Consider the following 19,582-nt stretch of genomic DNA (forward strand, 5'->3'; position numbering starts at 1 on the left):
GGTGCGATTCTAGCTAGCCACCAACCGCTTCAGGGCGCCTTTGACTACTTCTGGGTCGGTGGTGTTCCAAAAAGCCGGCAGGGAAGCGCGCAGGAAGTTTCCATAGCGCTTGGTGGTCAGTCGATTATCCAGCATCGCCACTACCCCGCGGTCGGTCACCGAGCGCAACAGTCGCCCTGCTCCCTGCGCCAGAAGCAGGGCAGCATGCGTCGCTGCGACCTCCATGAATCCGTTGCGGCCGGCAGCCTCGGCGGCCTCCTTGCGGGCCTGCAGGAGCGGATCGTCGGGACGCGGGAAGGGGATCCTGTCGATGAGTACCAGCGACAAAGAACGCCCCGGCACGTCAACACCTTGCCACAGAGTCAGGGTGCCGAATAGGCAGGTGTTTTCGTTCTTGCTAAATGTGTCCACGAGCGCAGAGATCGAGTCGTCCCCCTGCAGCAAGATGTCAAAAGGCAGGCGAGGGCGCAGGGCTTCGGCTGCTTGTTGCGCGGCTCGCCGCGAGGAAAACAGGCCCAGGGTGCGCCCGCCGGCGGCCAGGATGAGCTCGGCCATCTCGTCGAGTGTCTCCGGGGCTAGACCTTCCCGCCCAGGGGTGGGCAAATGCTCGGCGGTGTAGAGGATTCCGGCCTTCTTGGGGTCGAAAGGTGTTCCCGCGTTGAGAGAATCCCATGTGCCCTTGGGCATGCCCCAGGAGGCGGCGAGGATGTCAAAGCGGCCGCCGACCGTAAGCGTGGCCGAGGTGAGCACCACGGTGTTCTCGCCGAAGAGTCGGTCGTGCAGCAGCCCAGCGATCGACAGGGGAGCGGCTGCCAGCACGTCCCCGTTGCGCTCGGATCGGTCCAGCCACACGACGTCGTCTTGCGAGCCGGACTCGACCACCTCGAGGATGCGCACGAGGGTGTCGTGCTGCTCGCTGAGGTGATTCGACAAATTCTGGCGCTCGGCGGCTCGCTCGGGATCGTTGGCGGCCTCTCCGTCAGGTCCGTGCGAGATCGCTGTGTGCAGGGAGGACAGCTTGTCCTTCACCCCGGTGATCGCACCGGTAACCGTCGGGTCGACGGAGACTACTCGCCCGTCATCCATGGTCGCCAAGGCTGCCGCGAGGTCGTCAGCGGCATCCTCCAGGGCTGAGTCGGCGCCGTCGGCATTGAGCTTGCCTCCGCGCTTGGCCGCCATGGTGACGGTGCGAGGAGAAATCTCGGCGGTGGCCACCGAGGTGATGCGACCATCCAGCTCGTGGGCCTCGTCAATGATGACGACGTCATGCTCTGGCAGGATATCCACGTCCGAGAGCGCGTCGATGGCAAGCATGGCGTGGTTGGTTACCACGATGTCCACCTCGCGAGCCGCCGCGCGCGCGATCTCGGCAAAGCACTCCTCGCCATGCGGGCACCGCGTTGCGCCCACGCACTCGGCGGAGGTCACCGACATGTGCTTCCAGGCTAGGTCGTGGACCCCGGGTTTGAGCTCATCGCGGTCACCGGTTTCCGTCTCATCTGCCCAGTCCCACACCCGCCGGATGTGCTTTTCCATCCAGCTGAGATCGCCTTCGTCGATAAGCGCCTCCTCCTGCGGGGTGTCCTCGGCGCGCGCGAGCTTGTTGAGGCAGAGGTAGTTCGAGCGGCCCTTGAGGATGGAGAACGTGGGGCGTCGGGTGAGCTCGGGTTCGAGTGCGTCGGCCAGGCGCGGAAGGTCTCGCTCCACCAGCTGGCTTTGCAAGGCGATCGTAGCCGTGGAGATGATCACCGTGGAGTCCGTTAGCTGGGCGTGCCGGATCGCCGGCACCAGGTAGGCCAAAGACTTACCGGTGCCCGTTCCCGCCTGCACGGCAAGATGTCGCTCGGAGTCCAGGGCCTTGGTCACGGCCTTGGCCATGGCGGTTTGCCCGTCGCGCGGTGCCCCGCCGATAGCGGTTACGGCTGCGCTGAGCAGCTCCTCGGTGGAGCGGTTGAGACGTTCTTCGGTGCCTGACACGTTCGGCAGGCTACTGGGTGGCGGCGGAATCGGTGAAACCGGTGAACCGGGTGGCAATCGCCGGTTCATCACGCGACAAGGCCAGGCCCTCCCAGGGCAGGGTGGTCAGCTGGTGCGCGAGGTGGTCGCGAGATTGCTCGAGGGTGGGGCAGTCATCGACCAGGGCGCCATCGCGCATGAGGGCGATGGTCAGGTCGGTGGTGTCCAGTCGGCTGGTATCTGGCCGCTCACCGTGGAAGGGGTAGACGACTTCCTCTACCGCCACACCGGTTCCGCGGTAGGCGCGCAGGGCTCGCTTGGCGCCGCCGGTCATGGCCTTTCCGGAGGAGCGCTTGGCGACGGGGTGCCCCTCGACCTCCACGAGCTTGTACACCATGCTGGCGGTGGGCGCACCCGAACCTGTGACCACCGAGGTGCCCACGCCAAAGGCATCAACCGGATCACCGCGCAGGCCCGCGATGGCAAACTCGTCCAGGTCGGAGGAGACGACGATCTTGGTGTTGTATGCGCCCAGGTCATCAAGCTGCTTACGCACGCGCCGGGTCAGAGCTGCGAGATCGCCGGAGTCGATGCGCACGCCTCCGAGCTCGGGGCCGGCAACCTTGATAGCCGTCTCCACGCCCTTGGTGATGTCGAAGGTGTCGACGAGCAGGGTGGTGTCTATGCCCAAAGTCTCCACCTGGGCGCGGAAGGCCGCCTCCTCGTCTGGGCGTCCGTTCTCGTCGACGTGGAGCAGGGTCCACGCATGCGCGGAGGTGCCCGAGGCGGGAATACCGTAGCGGTGCGAGGCCTCCAGGTTGCTGGTGGCCACGAATCCGGCGAGGTAGGCGGCGCGTGCTGCCGTGACCGCGGAGTATTCATGCGTGCGTCGCGAGCCCATCTCGATGATGGGGCGGCCGTCGGCCGCAGTCACCATTCGCGCGGCAGCCGAAGCCACCGCCGAGTCCGAGTTCATGATGGAGAGGATGACCGTCTCTAGGATCACGCACTCAGCAAAGGTGCCGCGCACGGTCAGAATCGGCGAATACGGGAAGTACAGCTCGCCCTCGCGGTAGCCATCGATGTGGCCGGTGAAGCGATAGTTGCGCAGGAAGTCCAGCGTCTGCTCATCGAGGAAGTCGAGGTGCGCGAGCTGCTCTTCCGTAAAGACGAAGTCTTGGATGGCGCGCAGTACACGCCCGGTGCCGGCGACGACGCCGTAGCGACGTTCATTGGACAGCCGGCGCGCGAACACCTCGAAGGTGACCTGGCGGTGGGCAGTGCCGTCGCGTAGTGCTGCCTGCAGCATGGTCAGCTCGTACTTGTCCGTCAAGAGGGACGTCGAGCGGCCCTCCGGAATGGAAGAGGCGGGAAGCTTGCGAGCGGCCGAGTGGTCCGCGGAGAGATCATCAGTCACGAGATACCACCTTAGTGACCGAAAAGCATCAGCGGGGCTAAGGTGGGGTGCCATGATGGATCTCAGCTCACGCAGGCTTGCCCGCCTGACGTCCGCACCAGTGCAGGCCAGCTCGCCCATGGCCACGCCTGAGCTCGATGAACAACTCGACGTAGACATGGCCACCGCCGAGAACCTCCCGTGGATGTGCATCGTGTGGGACGACCCCGTCAACCTCATGAGCTACGTGACTTATGTTTTCCAGACTGTCCTGGGATACGACAAGAAGCGTGCCAACGAGCTGATGATGCAGGTCCACACCGAGGGCAAAGCCGTCGTCTCCTCTGGGGAACGTGACAAGGTAGAGGGCGACGTGAAGAAGCTGCACACCGCGGGCCTGTGGGCCACCATGCAGCAGGCCGGATAGGAAAAGGTGCTCCCAGGATGACCCCGTGGACTAAAAAGAAGCAGCTCATGCGCGCGGCCAAGTACGTGTGCACCTACGACCCGTTGGAACGCGAGGTCCTGGGCAACCTCGCAGCCGCCGTAGCCAATGAACTCATGCTGCGTGCTCGCTCCGCCCCCAAGGATGAGCTGGCGGAGATGATGGATATGCCCACCGGTCACACGGAGGCTCCGCAGGATCCTGCCCTGGCCCGCTTGCTGCCCAATTTCGAGCGCGAGGGCGACGAGGAGTTTGATGGGGATAACGCTCTGCTACGCAGCCTGCACGAAGCCGACATCATTACGGGCAAGCTGACCAACCTACAGGTCATCAGCAACGCCCTGGGCCCGGATGGGAACGTGGCCGTCTCTTTGGACGAGTCCGAGGCGCACGCGTTCATCGCGGCTCTCAACGATCTGCGCCTCTACCTCGCTGCCAGCGACCTGACTAGCGACGCAGGCAGCGCAGTGATCAAGGAGCTGCCGGGGGCCGATCGCGATAACCTCGTTGAGTGGCTCGCCTTCAACCAGGACAGCCTGCTGACCGCCCTGATGGGCGAGTAACCCGATGAGCTACTACAACACGCCTGGACACTTCCCGGTGCCTGCACACCCGACCAGCCAACCGCCCGTGCGCCGACGCGGCGGAATGGGCACAGGAATCCGCCACGCGCTGGGTTACATCGTGGTGATCTGGGCCGTCTTCTTCATCAACCTGATCTTCTTCAATGGCGATCTGAACCTGTGGGGGATCCATCCCACCGACCCCGCAAGCCTTCCCGGCATCCTCTTCGCGCCGTTCCTGCACGCCAATCTGGAGCACCTAATCTCCAACACCATTCCCGGGGCCGTGTTCGCCTTCTTTGTGGCGTATTCGGGAAAGCGAGTGTTCTGGGAAGTCACGGTGATCGCGGTGCTCGTCGCAGGGGCCGGAACCTGGCTGCTGGGTGGAGCGGGAACCAACCACATTGGCGCCTCTGGCCTGCTCTACGGATGGTTGTCCTACCTGGTTATCCGCGGCATCTTCAACCGTTCGCTGAGCCAGACCATGCTGGGCCTCGTGCTGGGCTTTATGTACTCCGGCCTCATCTTTGGGGTGCTCCCGGGGACTCCCGGGGTGTCCTGGCAGGGGCACCTCTTCGGCGCCATCGGCGGCATCTTGGCCGGCATGACGATTACTTCTGACGACCCGCCGGCGCTGCAGCGCAAACGTCAACAGCAGCAGCTGGGGCGTCGATAAGCACAAGCGCTACCATGACCCACGTGAACTCCAACTCTTCCGACTCAAGCGCCCCCATCGGTATCTTCGATTCCGGAGTCGGTGGGCTCACCGTCGCACGTACCATGATCGACCAGCTACCGAACGAGTCCATCATGTACGTGGGAGACACGCGCAACGGCCCCTACGGACCGCAAAGTATTGCTGCCGTGCGTGCGCACGCCATGAACATCGCCGACGACCTCGTCGAGCGCGGATGCAAGATGATCGTCATTGCGTGCAACACCGCCACGGCGGCGTTTCTCCACGACGCTCGCGAGCGCTACTCCGTGCCGGTGGTCGAGGTGATTCGCCCCGCCGTGCGACGTGCCATGGCCACCACGCGCAACGGCAAGGTGGGCGTGATCGGAACGATCGGCACGATCAACTCCGGTGCATACCAGGATCTGTTCTCGCTTAATCCCTCCTTGCAGGTTTCGGCGGTTGCCTGCCCGCGCTTCGTGGAATTCGTGGAAAAGGGAATTACCAGCGGGCCAGAAATCCTCGAGGTCGCAGAGGAATACCTGGAGCCGCTGCGCCGAGCGGAGGTGGACACGCTTGTGCTCGGGTGCACGCACTACCCGCATCTGTCGGGTGTGATTCAGCTGGTCATGGGGGACCAGGTCACCCTCGTTTCGTCCGCGGAGGAAACCGCCAAGGACGTGCTGCGCGAACTGACGGAGCGCGATCTTTTGGCAGATCCGGACAGCCCGACCACGCGGACCTTCGAATCCACCGGTGATCCGGAAACCTTCGCTCGCTTGGCTTCTCGTTTTCTGGGGCCCAGCATCGTTGCGTAACGCACGTTTCTGCAGCCGAGATAGAAACGGCGCGGTGATCGTGGCAGAGTATGACGCATGAAGCTGACTGTTCTCGGATGTTCCGGAAGCCTTGGCGCGCCGGGCAATCCCGCGTCCGGTTACCTAGTGACCTCCGCGGACTCCACGCACGCCGTTATGGACTTGGGGCCGGGAACGCTGGCAGCTTTGCAGCAAGTAATCAATCCTTCCCAGGCTCACGTGCTCCTGAGCCATTTGCACGCAGATCACTGCCTGGATTTTCCCTCGCTGATGGTCTGGCGCCGCTTTCATCCGCAGCTGGCCGCGCAGGGGCGCCACTTCTGCATTGGCCCTGCTAACACCGCTGATCAGATGGGGCGCTTGAGCTCGGATGAGGTGGGTGGCATTGACGATATGTCTGACACCTTTGCCCTGCTCACCTGGCAGGATGGTCGGGCAGAGCGGGTGGAGTCCCTCACGGTGACGCCCTTTGCCATGCACCACCCCGTGGAGGCCTACGCCCTGCGGGTGACCGAGACAGATTCGGGGCGCACGCTGGTCTACTCCGGCGATACGGGTTTCACCGAGTCCTTGGTGGAAGCAGCCCGCGGCGCTCAGGTGCTGCTGTGCGAGGCCGGCTGGGGTCCGGATTCGGCGGGTGCTCCGGAGGGGATGCACATGTCTGGGGCAGAGGCCGGACGGATTGCCGCACTGGCTGGGGTAGAGACGCTGGTGCTTACCCACATTCCGCCGTGGTCGGATGCCCAAGCAACAGCAGAGGCTGCGCGCAAGGAGTTTTCCGGCGCCATCCTGCTGGCGCGCCCGGGGCTCGAGCTCGAGGTCTAGCACCAGCCTCGCGCGGTAGATAGGCGCGCGGTTAGGGTGGAGCGCATGACCACCCCAGATTCCCAAAATTTTGTTCGTGCCGACGGCCGCGCCGTCGATCAGCTGCGCCCCGTGCGCATCACCCGCGGTTTTACCTCCAACCCGGCCGGTAGCGTGCTGGTGGAGTTTGGCAACACCCGCGTGATGTGTACCGCCTCGGTGGAGGAAGGCGTGCCGCGCTTCAAGCGCGATTCCGGCGAGGGCTGGTTGACCGCCGAGTACTCCATGTTGCCGGCCGCCACCCACGAGCGCATGCCGCGTGAATCGTTCAAGGGCAAGGTGAAGGGACGCACTCACGAGATCTCGCGGCTGATCGGTCGCTCGCTGCGTGCCGCGGTGGATCTGTCCCAGCTGGGGGAGAACACCATCAACCTGGACTGCGACGTTTTGCAGGCCGACGGCGGAACCCGCACGGCGGCCATCACGGGCGCATACGTCGCGCTGGCGGATGCCATCGCCGTACTGCAGGATCGCGGTGTGGTGCCGGGGGCGCCGCTGAAGGCGCCGGTGGCGGCGGTATCGGTGGGGCTTATCGACGGCCGCGTCCTCCTCGACCTGCCCTATGAGGAGGACTCTCGTGCCGAGGTCGACCTCAACGTGGTGATGACCGCCCACGGAAAGTTCGTCGAGGTGCAGGGCACCGGCGAGCACGGAGACTTCGGGCGCGAGGAGCTTAACGCCATGCTCGATAGCGCGGAGCGCGGCATCGCGCAGCTGCATGCGGCCCAGCGAGAGGCGCTGGCCCGATGAGCGAAAGTGTGAAGATCCTGGTGGCCTCGAATAACGCCAAGAAGCTTAAGGAGCTGGAGCGCATCCTCGAGCGCGCCGGGATTCACGGCATAGAGCTTGTTCCGCTGCGCGATGTTGAGCCGTATGAGGAACCAGTCGAGGACGGGCGCACGTTCGCCGACAACGCGCTGCTGAAGGCGCGGGCCGGTGTGCAGGCGACGGGCTTGCCGACGGTCGCCGACGACTCTGGCATTACCATCGAGGAGCTCGGCGGGATGCCGGGCGTGCTTTCCGCCCGCTGGAGCGGGGAGCATGGCAACGATCGTGCTAATAACGACTTAGTGCTGGCGCAGATGTCGCATGCTGGGGAGGGGCGTCGTAACGCCGCGTTCGTCTCCGTGTGCGCGCTGGTTACCCCGGAGGGACATGAGACCGTGTCCGAGGGGCGCTGGAACGGGGAGCTGCTCACCGAGCCGCGCGGCGAGGGTGGTTTTGGATACGACCCGTTGTTCAAGCCCGAGGGACAGGATTGCTCGGCGGCAGAGCTTACGCCCGAGGCCAAGGACGCGGTGTCGCACCGTGGAAAGGCGTTAGCAGGGCTGGTATCGGCGATCGCCGCGCTCAGCCCGCAGAGTTAGAGCGCAGCAGCAAACACTGCGGCGATCAGCGCGGTCACCACGGTGACCGCGACCACCAGGCCGGCGAACCACACCAGGCGGGTTCCCATGCTGATGGATTCCGGTGCGAGCTGGAATTGCTCCCGCACTTCCTTATGGCGCTTTTCTTCCACGAAGAAGCTCAGCAGAGGTACCACGCCGCCGAGGGCGGTTAGCAGCCACTCGATGGGCTTCCAGCGTGCGGTGGTGCCCAGGTTGACGGTGGCCAGCAGGAATCCGCCGTAGACCCAACCGTGGACGCGGCCGATCCATTCGGCCCACACGGGGATGTCCATGCCCAGCAGGTACTCGCAGATCATGCGGGTGACCAGGGCCAGGAGCAAAATACCGGTCAGCCAGGCAAAAGCGGAGAAGATCAGGAATGCGGTGCGCACGCGGCGCTGGCGCTCGGGATGGACTCGGCGCGGGGCTTGGGAAGTGGTCATCTGCGTGTGGGTCCTCCTCACGACTGCGACCCGCGACGCGGGGTGTTCAGCCGGTTGAATTCTTCAATGTCGATCTGCGGGCGCTCAGGGAGAAAGTCCTGGTCGATTTCGGTCGGCTGGGAGTCGAAGCGCTGGGCATCGGCCTCGTACAGGGCGTCCGGGTTGTCTTCGGCTGCTTCAGCCGCCTCCCGCTCGTACTTCATGCCCATGCGGTAGGCGTAGACGAAAAATGCACCGAACAACGGCCACTGCAGGGCATACCCCAAGTTTTGGAAGGAACCCGACCCTGATTGGAATCGGGTCCACTGCCACCAGGCCAACGCAATCGTGGAGGCGACGGCGATGGCCAGGAAGACAATGTGCCAGGCCTTAACCTGGCCACGCTTCTTCTTTTCCTGCTGCTCGCTCACACCCTGATGGTAACGGACGTGCCCTCATTTCCGGCCATTCCGGCCGCTGGGCTACACTTGGCAATCACGTTCACGCGCCCGTGGCGGAATTGGCAGACGCGCTGGATTTAGGTTCCAGTGTCTTATGACGTGAGGGTTCAAGTCCCTCCGGGCGCACGATGACAGGCAAGCCCCACGCAACGGATTTTCGTTGTGTGGGGTTTCTTGTCGTACCGGGCTACTAAAATTTGCCAGAAATGATGGGATCTCCGCGATCTATGGCATTATTTTGTGCACCGAACTAGTTTGGTTGCTTTATCCAGACCACGCCGTGTGCGTGCGAAAACCAAGGAGCTGAAAGCCGCTGTGACTGATCGCCTGATCTCCCACCTTGACCCTTCATCCGAGAAGCCCGCACGCTTTGCGTTGGTTTTTGCAGGTCAGGGAAATGACTGGCGCGTAACCCTGTCCGAGGCTCTGACGGCAGGAGTGAGCTTTCCGGTTCGTGCCCACCTGGAGCGTTCGCAGGAGATGCTTCGTCCGGTTACCCGGGAGCTGCTGTCCGTGCGGCCCCATGGATTCTTGCCTCTGGAGTGGGCCACCGACGCAGACAAGGCCGCGCGTATCGACGCGGCTTCGCCCGAGATTTCTGTCCCCGCCATCACGCTGGCGCAGCTGGCTACCTGTATTTCTTTGCAGAACCAGGGTTTACAGCTGCAGCACTCTCAGGCCTACCTGGGGCATTCGCAGGGCGTGCTGGGAGCGCGTATCGCGCAGGCCCTGGCTGCCAATGATGAGGATGCAGTAGCCGAGGTACTGGCGATTGCCCAACTGATTGGCGCTGCTGTGCACCGCCGAGCGCGGGAGACCGGGCTGATCAATACGGGTGGATCAGCCCCGATGATGTCAGTTCAGGGGATGCCACCAGCGGCGGTTGCCGCTGCTATTGACGAGCTCGAGTTCAGCGAGCAGGACGCTCACCTCCGGCCGGTCGTGGGGCTGATTAATGGGAGCCAACAGGTTGTGGCCGTAGGCCGCCCGGCGGATCTTGCCCGCCTTGCTGCCCGTCTAAGTGATGCCACCGTCAGCGACCTTCCGGTGCGCGCCGGGTTCCATCACCCGCTGATGAACCCTGGCGTCGACTACGTCACCGGTTGGGCTAAGGAATGCGGCCTGGATGCTGAGCTCGCCTATGAGCTTGCAGACGCAGTGATGGTTCGCGCCGTCGAATGGCCCGCCGCAGTTAGTGCCGTGGCGCAGGATGTGGACTGGTTCTTGGAAGTGGGGCCGGGCCGGGGCGTCGAGAAGCTCACGGCGCAGGCAACACGCGGAACCGGCACCGGAGTCCTGTCAGTTGCGCACGCTGCTGGCCAAGAGGCGCTTTTTGACCTCGGCAAGGCGCCGCAACGACCGCGTGCCTACAGCGAGTTTGCCCCGCGCTTGAGCCCCCGCGGGCTGGAGACGGCCTTTACCCGCCTGACCGGGCGCAGCCCGATCTTGTTGGCCGGCATGACGCCAACCACTGTCGACCCGGCCATCGTGGCAGCGGCAGCGAACGCGGGACACTGGGCTGAGTTGGCCGGCGGCGGGCAGATTACCCAGGAGATCTTTGATCGCAATGTTGAGGCTCTGACCGCGCAGCTCCAGGAGGGGGTTTCTGCGCAGTTCAACGCGATGTTCCTGGATCCTAAGCTGTGGGGTCGCCACTTTGGCACCGAGCGCTGGGTGCCCAAGGCACGAGCCGCGGGCGCTCCCATCGATGGTGTGGTTATCTCCGCGGGCGTCCCCGAGCGGGATCAGGCTGTAGAGCTGATCGCCGCGTTGCAGGCCGATGGCTTTGCTTACGTTTGTTTCAAGCCGGGCTCCCGCTCCCAGATCTCCCAGGTTCTGGCCATCGCGGACGCTACTGATGCGCAGATCATTATGCAGGTCGAAGGCGGAATCGCGGGTGGCCACCACTCGTGGGAAAACCTCGATGAGCTGCTGCTGGAGACCTACGATCAGATCCGTGCGCGGACCAACGTGGTGCTCACCGTGGGCGGCGGGCTGGGTACTCCGGCGCGCGCCGCCGAATACCTGGTGGGCACGTGGGCCACTGCGTACGGGCTACCCGCCATGCCCGTCGACGGCGTGCTGGTGGGCACCGCGGCGATGGCGACCAGGGAATCGACGGCCACCGAAGCCGTCAAGCGTGCCCTGGTTGACGCGGAGGGCTCGCAGGAGGTGGTTCCGGCCGGAGCAGCCCGCGGGGGAGTCGCCTCGGGGCTGAGCCAACTGGGCGCAGACATTCACGAGCTAGACAACGCTTTCACGCGCGCCGGCCGGCTGCTCGATGAAGTGGCCGGTGACGCCGATCAGGTCGCGGCCCGGCGCGAGGAAATCATCGCGGCGCTGAATTCCACCTGCAAGCCGTACTTTGGCGATACCGCCACCATGACGTACGCACAGTGGCTCAAGCGCTACCTGGAACTGTCCGGCCCGGATCACCGCGGCTGGTTGGATCCGTCCTGGCGCCAGCGATTTGTGCAGATGTGCGAGCGCACCCAGGCCCGACTGGATCCCCGCGACCACGGGGAGATCGAGCTGCTTGAGTTGGACTACGAGGATGCGCAGGCGGCCGTCGACAAGCTCACCCACGCTTACAGCGGTGCCGAGCGCACCCTGCTCACGGCCGCGGATCAGGCCTGGTTCATCCGCTTGTGCCGCCAGCCGGGCAAGCCCGTGAACTTTGTCCCCGTCATCGACGCTGGGGTGCGCGGCTGGTTCCGTGCCGACTCGCTGTGGCAGGCTCACGATGAGGTCTACGGCGCTGACGCGGATCGCGTGAGCATCATCCCGGGGCCGGCTGCGGTTCAAGGAATCTCGCGTATCGACGAGCCCGTTGCCGAGCTGCTCGGCCGTTTCCACTCCGTTGCTATCGAGCGAGCGCGTGCCCTGGGCGTGGAGGAATCCGCACACCGGCCAGACCTGCTCGAGCGACTCCTGGCAGCGCCGATGGTGTCATGGGCAGGCCGGCAGCAGGCCAACCCGCTGCGTGCGTTAGGGGGAGAGTGGACGATCCAGCAGGACGGCGCCCGGCACAGCTCGGGAGCGACCCTGCAGGCGCAGGGGGAGGAATCCGCCGAGCTCAGTATCGCCTTGCCGGAGTCCGCATCTACCGAGCAAACTCCGCAGCTGCGTTTGTTGTTGACGCTGCCACAAACTGCGCCTGCCGGAGCGGTCCCGAAAGTGCTCGTAGCCGATGCCGAGTCCGCCATGACGGACCTGGTCACCATCGCTGCCGGGGGAGGCCTGGTGCCGGTACAGGAGGGCCGGGCACACACGACGTGCGAGCTGACTTCCGAATACCTGGCGGACTACCAGGGAGTAACCGGCGGATTCGTGCCGGCGGGAGAGGGCATCGTGAGCCAGCCGAGCGTCGTGCCGGATGCCCTGGTTGGCCTGGCCTGGCCGGCAATCTTCTCCTGCTTGGCCTCGGCACGGGTGCCAGGCGAGCAGGAGGCACGCGTCGTCGAGGGCATGCTCTCGTTGGTGCACCTAACGCATCGCATCCAGGTATTCGCTGAGCTCAGCGAGCTTGCTGGAGAGCGGTTGGACATCAGCGCGGGCGTCGAGAGCGTGCGCGATACCCAGGTGGGCCGCGTGGTGGAGATCTCCGCGCAGATCTCGCACCAGGGAGAGCATGTGGCGGACCTAGTGGAGCGCTTTGCCATTCGTACCCGCCGTGGAGCAGATCCCGCTCCCAGCGACTCCCTGCCGGACAGTGTGGTCGAGACCCCGCAGTCCGCGCGGGCGCAGATAAGCCTGCACGCACCGGAGACGATGGAGCCCTTTGCGGTGGTGAGCGGGGATCGCAACCCCATCCATGTCAACGAGTCCGCCGCGCGCCTGGCGGGGCTAGAAGGCGTCATCGTCCACGGCATGTGGACGTCCGCTCTGGCGGAAGTTGCTGCTAGCTCCGGATTTGATGCGGCAGGCGTGCGCACCTCACCTGCCGAGATTCGCGAGTTCACCACCACGATGCTCGCGCCGATCCTGCCGGGGGCACGCCTTGATATTGAGGTCTCGCGCGTGGGCCGGGACACTCGACCTGGTTTTGGCGAGGTGCGTGCCATCACCGTGAAAGCTGATGGGCAGCTCGCGCTGAGCGCTCATGCCATCATGGCAGCCGAGACCGTGTTCTACGCGTTCCCCGGGCAGGGCATCCAGTCCCCGGGAATGGGCATGCAGGCCTACGCACAGTCGGCAGCGGCCCGGGAGATTTGGGATCGAGCAGATGCCCATACTCGCAGCCACCTGGGCTTTTCTATCCTGCACATCGTGCGGGAGAACCCGCGCGAGGTCGTAGTCGACGGAGTGCGCTACACCCACCCGGACGGCGTGCTCTTTTTGACCCAGTTCACCCAGGTCGCCATGGCCACGCTGGGGTGTGCGCAGATCGCCGAGCTGACCGAGGCCGGGGCCCTGCAGCGACCCGCCTACTTCGCCGGCCACTCCGTTGGCGAGTACAACGCGCTTGCCGCCTACGCGCAGGTGCTCTCCCTCGAGGCCGTCGTGGAGATCGTCTACCGGCGCGGCCGGACCATGCATCACCTAGTGGAGCGCGATCAGCACGGCATGTCGGCGTACGGCTTGGCAGCGCTGCGCCCCTACAAGATGGGCCTTTCTGCCGATAACGTCGCTGACTTTGTTGCACAGGTGGCACAGGCCAGCGGGCAGTTCCTGGAGATCGTGAACTACAACATCGCGGGCCGCCAGTACGCGGTTGCCGGTACGCGGGAGGGTTTGGCCGCCCTGAATGCCGAGGCTGAACGACGCGCGCCGGGTGCCAAGGCCCTGGTGATGATCCCGGGTATTGACGTGCCCTTCCACTCCTCGCACCTGCTGGACGGCGTGGGGGACTTCCGCGCTCACCTGGACGAGCTCATCCCAGAGCACATCGACCTCACGGCCCTGGAGGGGTACTACATCCCCAACTTGGTCGCGCGGCCCTTCGAGCTCACCGAAGAATTCATCGCCTCCATCGCGGAGGTCGTCGAATCTGACGCCATTGCCGCGCTGTTGGCGGATGTTCCTGCGGCTCTCCAGGATCGCCAGCGCACGGGTCGCACCCTCCTGATTGAGCTGCTGGCCTGGCAATTCGCCTCGCCGGTGCGTTGGATCGAAACGCAGGATCTATTGCTGACCCGCCTCGGGGTGGATCACTTCGTCGAGGTCGGCGTTGGTGCTTCCCCGACCCTGGTGAACATGCTGGGGCAAACCCTCAACCTGCCCCAATACGCTGACAGCGCGGTCACTGCCCTGAACCTGGAGCGGGACCGCAAGCAGGTCTTCGCCGAGGACGCGGTGTCCTTTGCCGCCGACGAAGACCACAGCGAGGATGAGCCCGCCGCGGCAACCGAGCCCGCTGCAGAGCCCGTACCCGCCGCGCCGGTACCTGCACCTGCGACTTCCGCGGCCGCAGCTTCTGGCGCAGAGACCGCGGATATCCCTCTGACCACTGCAGATGCCCTGGACATGCTGCTGGCTCTGTGGACTTCGGTGCGACCGGGGGACATGGCGCCCACGGACACCATCGAGACTCTGGTGGAGGGCGTCTCCTCCCGCCGCAACCAGGTATTGCTCGACCTGGGCAACGAGTTCGCCCTCGGTTCGATCGATGGCGCCGCGGACGCCCCGCTGGATGCACTGCGGGACACGGTCAGCGCCTCCGCCCGTGGTTATAAGCCCTTTGGCCCCGTGCTCAAGGACGCAGTTGCTGATGCTTTGCGACGCCTCACCGGCCCGGCCGGAAAGAAACCCACCTACATCGCGGAACGAGTGCTTAACCACTGGCAGCTTGGGCAGGGGTGGGCCGATCACGTCGTGGCCACGGTAGTGATGGGCACCCGCGAGGGGATGAGCCTGCGCGGCGGGCCACTGGCGTACCTCGAACCGGTATCCCCGCAAAAGGCCAGCGAGCTCGATGCGCTTATCGACGCCGCAATCGCCCACGTCGCCCAGTCCCACGGCATCACGGTCGCGCCGCCCAGCGCAGGAGCTGGCGTCGAGTCGATGGTCGACTCGCAGGCGCTTAACCAGTTCGCCGAGCACATCACCGGCGAGAACGGCGTGCTGGCCACCACCGCGCGCACGCTGTTGGATGCGCTCGGCCTGGCTCAGCACGCCGAGGACCGGACCGAAGATCCGGAGCCTGCCCGAGTCATGGATCTGGTCAGCCGCGAGTTGGGGCCGGAGTGGCCACGTGCGGTTGCCTCCAGCTTTGATCCCCGCAAGGCAGTGCTTTTCGACGATCGCTGGGCCACCGCCCGCGAAGACATCTCCCGTGTGCACCACGGCCTGCTGGCAGCGGCAGACGTCGACGTTACTGGCGCCGGTGAGGCGGCCGCCCAACATGCGGAGTACTTTGGCCTGAACGATCTTGCCGCTCAGGCCCGCGATAACCAGACCCTGGAATTTTCCGAGGACGTCGCTGTTGTGACCGGCGCCTCGCCGAATTCCATCGCAGCCGATGTGGTGGCTGGCCTGCTGCGCGGCGGGGCAGTGGTCGTGGCTACGGCCTCCCGTCTGAATCACGACCGTATTGAGTTCTATCGCCGCTTGTATTCCACCCACGCACGTGGGGGAGCTGCGCTGTGGATTGTGCCGGCAAATATGGCGTCGTTTAGCGACGTCGACGCACTTGCCACCTGGATATCCCAGCGCCAGACAGTCACCGTCGGAGCGAGCGTGAAGGAGACCAAGCCGGCGCTGGTTCCCACCCTGTTGTTCCCCTTCGCCGCGCCGCGCGTGAGCGGCACGCTAGCCGACGCTGGTGCCACGGCAGAGAGCCAAATGCGCCTGCTGCTGTGGTCGGTGGAGCGACTGATCGCGCAGCTCAGTGGCATCGGGGCGGATACCCATGTGAACAACCGACTTCATGTGGTGCTGCCCGGCTCTCCCAACCGGGGTCGCTTCGGCGGCGACGGAGCATACGGCGAGGCCAAGGCCGCTCTCGACGCGCTGGTCACCCGCTGGCACGCAGAACCGGTGTGGGCTCGTCGCACGAGCCTGGTGCACGCCCTCATCGGCTGGGTACGCGGCACGGGGCTCATGGGAGGAAACGACCCGCTCGTGGCTGCAGTCGAGGATGCCGGGGTAACGACCTTCTCTACCGCAGAGATGTCCGAGAAACTGCTGGGTCAGACGAACGCACAGGTCCGCCAGCGTGCCGCCGCCGCTCCGGTCACCGCTGACTTCACCGGCGGCTTGGGCAACGCGGACATCAACCTGGCCGAGCTGGCCAGCCAGCGCGACACTGCACCCCAGCCGCAGCACAACATCAGCCCGGCACAGGTGCCCGCGCTGCCCACTCCCCGGCAGCCCCTGGAATGGTCCCCGGGCGAGTGGGGGAGTGTGGCCACCTCTCTGGACCAGATGGTGGTGTTGGCCGGCATCGGCGAGCTGGGCCCGTATGGCAGCTCTCGTACCCGCTTCGAGGCAGAGCTGTCCGATACGCTGAGCGCCGCAGGAGTGCTGGAGCTTGCCTGGTCGACCGGTCTCATCCGGTCCGAGGACGGTGTGTTGCTGGATGCCGAGGGCGCTGAAATTGATGAATCGGAGGTCTACGAGCGCTACCACGACGAGGTCCTCGCCCGTTGCGGAGTACGCCGCTACAACGACGAGTTGGGCAGCGTCGAGGGGCTGGCTCCCGAGCTGACCACCATCTACCTCGAGCGTGATCTGACCTTCCGCGTGGACAGCGCCGAGGAGGCGCAGACCTACGTGGAGTCAGACCCGGAGCGCACGCGTGTTCAGGAAGATGCTGACGCCGGGGACTTCGTGATCACCCGGCTGGCAGGATCGCCGATCCAGGTGCCGCGGCGCACGGTGATGTCGCGGTTTGTCGGCGGCCAGATTCCCACCGGGTTCGATCCGGCCGTTTACGGCATTCCCGCCGACATGCTCACCTCGATTGATCGCGTGGCCGTCTGGAACTTGGTGTGCGCTGTCGAGGCCTTCCTCTCGGCTGGATTTAGCCCCGCTGAACTGCTGGAACACGTCCACCCGGCGCGGGTGTCCTCCACCATGGGCACCGGAATGGGCGGCTCGCGCTCGCTGCGCTCGATCTACGTGGAACGCCTGTTGGGCCAGCCGCGCGCGAACGACGTGCTGCAGGAGGCGCTGCCCAACGTCGTCGCCGCGCACGTCATGCAGTCCTACGTGGGCGGATACGGCCAGATGGTGCATCCGGTGGCCGCGTGTGCCACGGCGGCGGTGTCTGTGGAAGAGGCCGTGGACAAAATCCGCCTGGGCAAGGCCGACGCCGTGGTAGCCGGCGGAATCGATGACCTCTCGATTGAGGGGGTGACGGGCTTTGGCAACATGAACGCCACCGCCAACACGTCTGACCTGGAGGAGCAGGGAATCGAGCATCGCTTTGTCTCCCGCCCGAACGACCGGCGGCGCGGAGGCTTTGTCGAGTCCGAGGGCGGAGGTGTGGCCCTTCTGGTCCGCGGTAGCCTTGCCCTCAAGCTCGGCCTGCCGGTGCAGGCTGTGGTGGCGTTCGCGGAGTCCTTTGCCGACGGCGCCCACACCTCGATCCCGGCACCGGGTCTGGGCGCCCTGTCCGCAGCTCAGGGGGGAACTGACTCCCGCCTAGCCGTAGCGCTTCGGGAACACGGCGTAGAGGCTGACGAGATCGCGGTGGTGTCCAAGCACGACACCTCGACCAACGCCAACGACCCCAACGAGTCCGACCTGCATGAGCGCATCGCGCGTGCCCTGGGCCGCAGCGCAGGCAACCCGCTTTACGTGGTGAGCCAAAAGTCCCTGACGGGCCATGCCAAGGGAGGCGCGGCTGCCTTCCAGCTCGCGGGCCTGACCCAGGTCTTGCGCACTGGGCTCATTCCGGCCAACCGCAGCCTAGACTGCGTCGATGCTGAGCTGGCACAGCACCCCAGCCTGGTCTGGCCGCGCTCGGTGCTGCGTTCCTCCACGATGCTGAAGGCGGGCCTGCTCACTTCCCTGGGCTTTGGCCACGTTTCGGCGCTGGTTGCCGTGGTCCACCCGGCGGCGTTCTTTGCGGCGATTGCCGCCGAGCGCGGACTAGAGGCCGCCCAGGATTGGTTCGAGGCGGCACGCAGGCGCGAGACCGCAGCGTTGCAGCGTCTCGACCAGGCGATCTTTGCCGGGGCCTCCCTCTACGAGCGCCCCGCCGAGCGCAATCTGGGGCCGGGTTCGGCGGCACAGGTCAAGGAGCGCGAGGCAGAGGTGTTGCTCGATGCCGGTGCTCGGCTTATCGACGCCCGCCTGCGCAGCACAGAAGGGAAGTAGGCCACGTGAAGGTTCCAGCCATGGGCATCGACCTGGTGCATATCCCGAGCTTTAGGGAGCAACTTGAGCTATCGGGATCGCGCTTTGAGCGCGTGTTCAGCAGCGCCGAGCTGCGCGTGGCGGGAACCAAGATCGATCGCGCCGAACATCTGGCTGGACGGTGGGCGGCCAAAGAGGCCTTCATCAAGGCCTGGTCGCAGGCTCTTTTTGGCACCCCGCCCCCGTTGGGGCCCGATGAGGTGGATATTTCCGAGATCGAGGTCGTCGCCGATCGCTGGGGGCGGGTGGCTTTTCGGTTGCGGGGAAGCGTCGACAAGCACGTGGGTGCAGCCCAGACCAGTCTCTCGATCTCGCACGACGGAGAGTACGCCACCGCCGTGTGCGCATTCGCGCTCTAAAACCTTTAGAGCTCCTTGATGATGCGCGCGACGTGTCCGGTGGCCTTGACGTTGTACTTGGCCAGCTCGATCGTGCCGTCTTCGGCGACTACAAAGGTGGAACGGATGACGCCCTGGACGACCTTGCCGTAGTTCTTCTTCTCGCCGAAGGCACCCCACTCTTGGAGCGTGGTCTTGTCGGGATCAGACAGCAACGGGAAGTTCAGGTCGTGATCCTGCTTGAACTTAGCCAACTTCTCCGGGGTGTCCGGGGAAATGCCCACCACCTGGACGCCCTGGTCATTGAGCTGGGCAAGCGAATCACGGAAGTCGCAGGCCTCGGTGGTGCAGCCCGGGGTGTTGGCGCGCGGGTAGAAGTACACCACGACCTTCTGGCCGGCAAAGTCGCTCAGCGAGACCGGGGAGTTGTCCTCATTAGGCAGCGTGAAAGCTGGGGCCTTATCGCCCGGCTGAAGGCGGATCGGTTCATTGGAGGCAGCAGAAGTCTCAGACATGGCAGCCAGTCTAACGACGTTTGCCTGCCTGCTATTGCCCGTGCAAGAACCTGGCCGTGCACGTATGCGACGCAGTGCAGTAATCTGGAGCGAAAGACATAACCCTCGAGTCAATCGTTTTTAAGGGAGAGCATTTTCGTGGCACGCAACATCGACGACATCCAGCGCGACATCGAGCGCACCCGCCGCCAGCTGGCCAGCACGCTCGATGAGCTTGCCGATCGCAGCAAGCCGGCCAACGTAGTAGCAGACGCCAAGCGCGAGGCCACCACCAAGCTGCAGGACCCGACCGTGCAGAAGATCCTGGCTGGCGTGGGCGTGGCAGTTGTCGGCCTGATTGCCCTGAGCGTTGCTCGTAGCAACAAGAAGAAGAACGACATCAAGGAGATCCAGCGCCTGCTGTCCTCCCGCCTGGAGCGTTAATCGCTTAACCCAGC

Annotated in this window: 14 protein-coding genes, 1 tRNA gene and 1 pseudogene; 11 read left to right on the top strand and 5 right to left on the bottom strand. The window is 65.0% G+C overall.

Annotation, left to right across the window (positions count from 1 at the left end; translation table 11 throughout):
* Window positions 1-9: 9 nt before the first annotated feature.
* Complete coding sequence (locus tag FHE74_RS09335) at window positions 10-1,977, bottom strand: ATP-dependent DNA helicase (RefSeq protein WP_246049265.1); 1,968 nt, start codon at window positions 1,975-1,977, stop codon at window positions 10-12.
* 10 nt (window positions 1,978-1,987) lie between these two features.
* Entirely contained in the window at window positions 1,988-3,316 is a 1,329-nt protein-coding gene (locus FHE74_RS09340) for a nicotinate phosphoribosyltransferase (RefSeq protein WP_281279423.1), read from the bottom strand.
* Window positions 3,317-3,491: 175 nt separating this feature from the next.
* Between FHE74_RS09340 and clpS the strand changes: the two genes are divergently transcribed.
* From clpS to rdgB, 7 genes are read left to right on the top strand one after another with little or no spacing between them, the layout of a single operon-like run.
* Window positions 3,492-3,779: an ATP-dependent Clp protease adapter ClpS gene (gene clpS / locus FHE74_RS09345; protein ID WP_139466265.1), complete on the top strand. Its 288-nt coding sequence runs from the start codon at window positions 3,492-3,494 to the stop codon at window positions 3,777-3,779.
* A 17-nt stretch (window positions 3,780-3,796) separates the two neighbouring features.
* The gene (locus FHE74_RS09350) at window positions 3,797-4,360 is read left to right on the top strand and encodes a DUF2017 domain-containing protein (RefSeq protein WP_139466249.1); all 564 of its coding nucleotides are present in this window, start codon (window positions 3,797-3,799) and stop codon (window positions 4,358-4,360) included.
* Window positions 4,361-4,364: 4 nt separating this feature from the next.
* Window positions 4,365-5,036 (top strand): rhomboid family intramembrane serine protease, encoded by a 672-nt coding sequence (locus tag FHE74_RS09355; RefSeq protein WP_425456345.1) that lies wholly within the window; start codon window positions 4,365-4,367, stop codon window positions 5,034-5,036.
* Between the two features lie 23 nt (window positions 5,037-5,059).
* Window positions 5,060-5,854, top strand: a complete 795-nt coding sequence (gene murI, locus FHE74_RS09360; RefSeq protein ID WP_246049267.1) for a glutamate racemase — start codon at window positions 5,060-5,062, stop codon at window positions 5,852-5,854.
* Between the two features lie 57 nt (window positions 5,855-5,911).
* On the top strand, window positions 5,912-6,679 hold the full coding sequence (locus FHE74_RS09365; RefSeq protein ID WP_139466251.1) for an MBL fold metallo-hydrolase: 768 nt from the start codon (window positions 5,912-5,914) through the stop codon (window positions 6,677-6,679).
* Window positions 6,680-6,724: 45 nt separating this feature from the next.
* Window positions 6,725-7,468 (top strand): ribonuclease PH, encoded by a 744-nt coding sequence (rph, locus tag FHE74_RS09370; protein ID WP_139466252.1) that lies wholly within the window; start codon window positions 6,725-6,727, stop codon window positions 7,466-7,468.
* A gap of 8 nt (window positions 7,469-7,476) precedes the next feature.
* The gene (gene rdgB, locus FHE74_RS09375; RefSeq protein WP_139466267.1) at window positions 7,477-8,085 is read left to right on the top strand and encodes an RdgB/HAM1 family non-canonical purine NTP pyrophosphatase; all 609 of its coding nucleotides are present in this window, start codon (window positions 7,477-7,479) and stop codon (window positions 8,083-8,085) included.
* Between the two features lie 107 nt (window positions 8,086-8,192).
* Here the strand turns inward: rdgB and FHE74_RS09380 are convergent.
* Window positions 8,193-8,549: pseudogene (locus tag FHE74_RS09380) on the bottom strand (DUF3817 domain-containing protein); the annotation flags it as partial.
* A gap of 17 nt (window positions 8,550-8,566) precedes the next feature.
* Window positions 8,567-8,959: a hypothetical protein gene (locus FHE74_RS09385; RefSeq protein WP_139466254.1), complete on the bottom strand. Its 393-nt coding sequence runs from the start codon at window positions 8,957-8,959 to the stop codon at window positions 8,567-8,569.
* Window positions 8,960-9,033: 74 nt separating this feature from the next.
* Between FHE74_RS09385 and FHE74_RS09390 the strand changes: the two genes are divergently transcribed.
* The 3 genes from FHE74_RS09390 to acpS all read left to right on the top strand — a co-directional run bounded on the left by FHE74_RS09390 (window position 9,034) and on the right by acpS (window position 18,651).
* Window positions 9,034-9,115, top strand: a tRNA-Leu gene (locus FHE74_RS09390).
* A gap of 189 nt (window positions 9,116-9,304) precedes the next feature.
* Window positions 9,305-18,253: a type I polyketide synthase gene (locus FHE74_RS09395; RefSeq protein WP_246049268.1), complete on the top strand. Its 8,949-nt coding sequence runs from the start codon at window positions 9,305-9,307 to the stop codon at window positions 18,251-18,253.
* 20 nt (window positions 18,254-18,273) lie between these two features.
* Window positions 18,274-18,651, top strand: coding sequence for a holo-ACP synthase AcpS (gene acpS / locus FHE74_RS09400; protein WP_139466269.1), 378 nt, complete (start codon window positions 18,274-18,276; stop codon window positions 18,649-18,651).
* Between the two features lie 5 nt (window positions 18,652-18,656).
* Here acpS and bcp read toward each other — a convergent pair whose 3' ends face one another.
* The gene (gene bcp, locus FHE74_RS09405; protein WP_139466255.1) at window positions 18,657-19,145 is read right to left on the bottom strand and encodes a thioredoxin-dependent thiol peroxidase; all 489 of its coding nucleotides are present in this window, start codon (window positions 19,143-19,145) and stop codon (window positions 18,657-18,659) included.
* A 138-nt stretch (window positions 19,146-19,283) separates the two neighbouring features.
* Here bcp and FHE74_RS09410 point away from each other — a divergent pair, with 138 nt between their 5' ends.
* Window positions 19,284-19,568, top strand: coding sequence for a DUF3618 domain-containing protein (locus FHE74_RS09410; protein ID WP_139466256.1), 285 nt, complete (start codon window positions 19,284-19,286; stop codon window positions 19,566-19,568).
* Window positions 19,569-19,582: the final 14 nt, after the last annotated feature.

It is taken from the genome of Corynebacterium tapiri, assembly GCF_006334925.1.
Classification (GTDB): domain Bacteria; phylum Actinomycetota; class Actinomycetes; order Mycobacteriales; family Mycobacteriaceae; genus Corynebacterium; species Corynebacterium tapiri.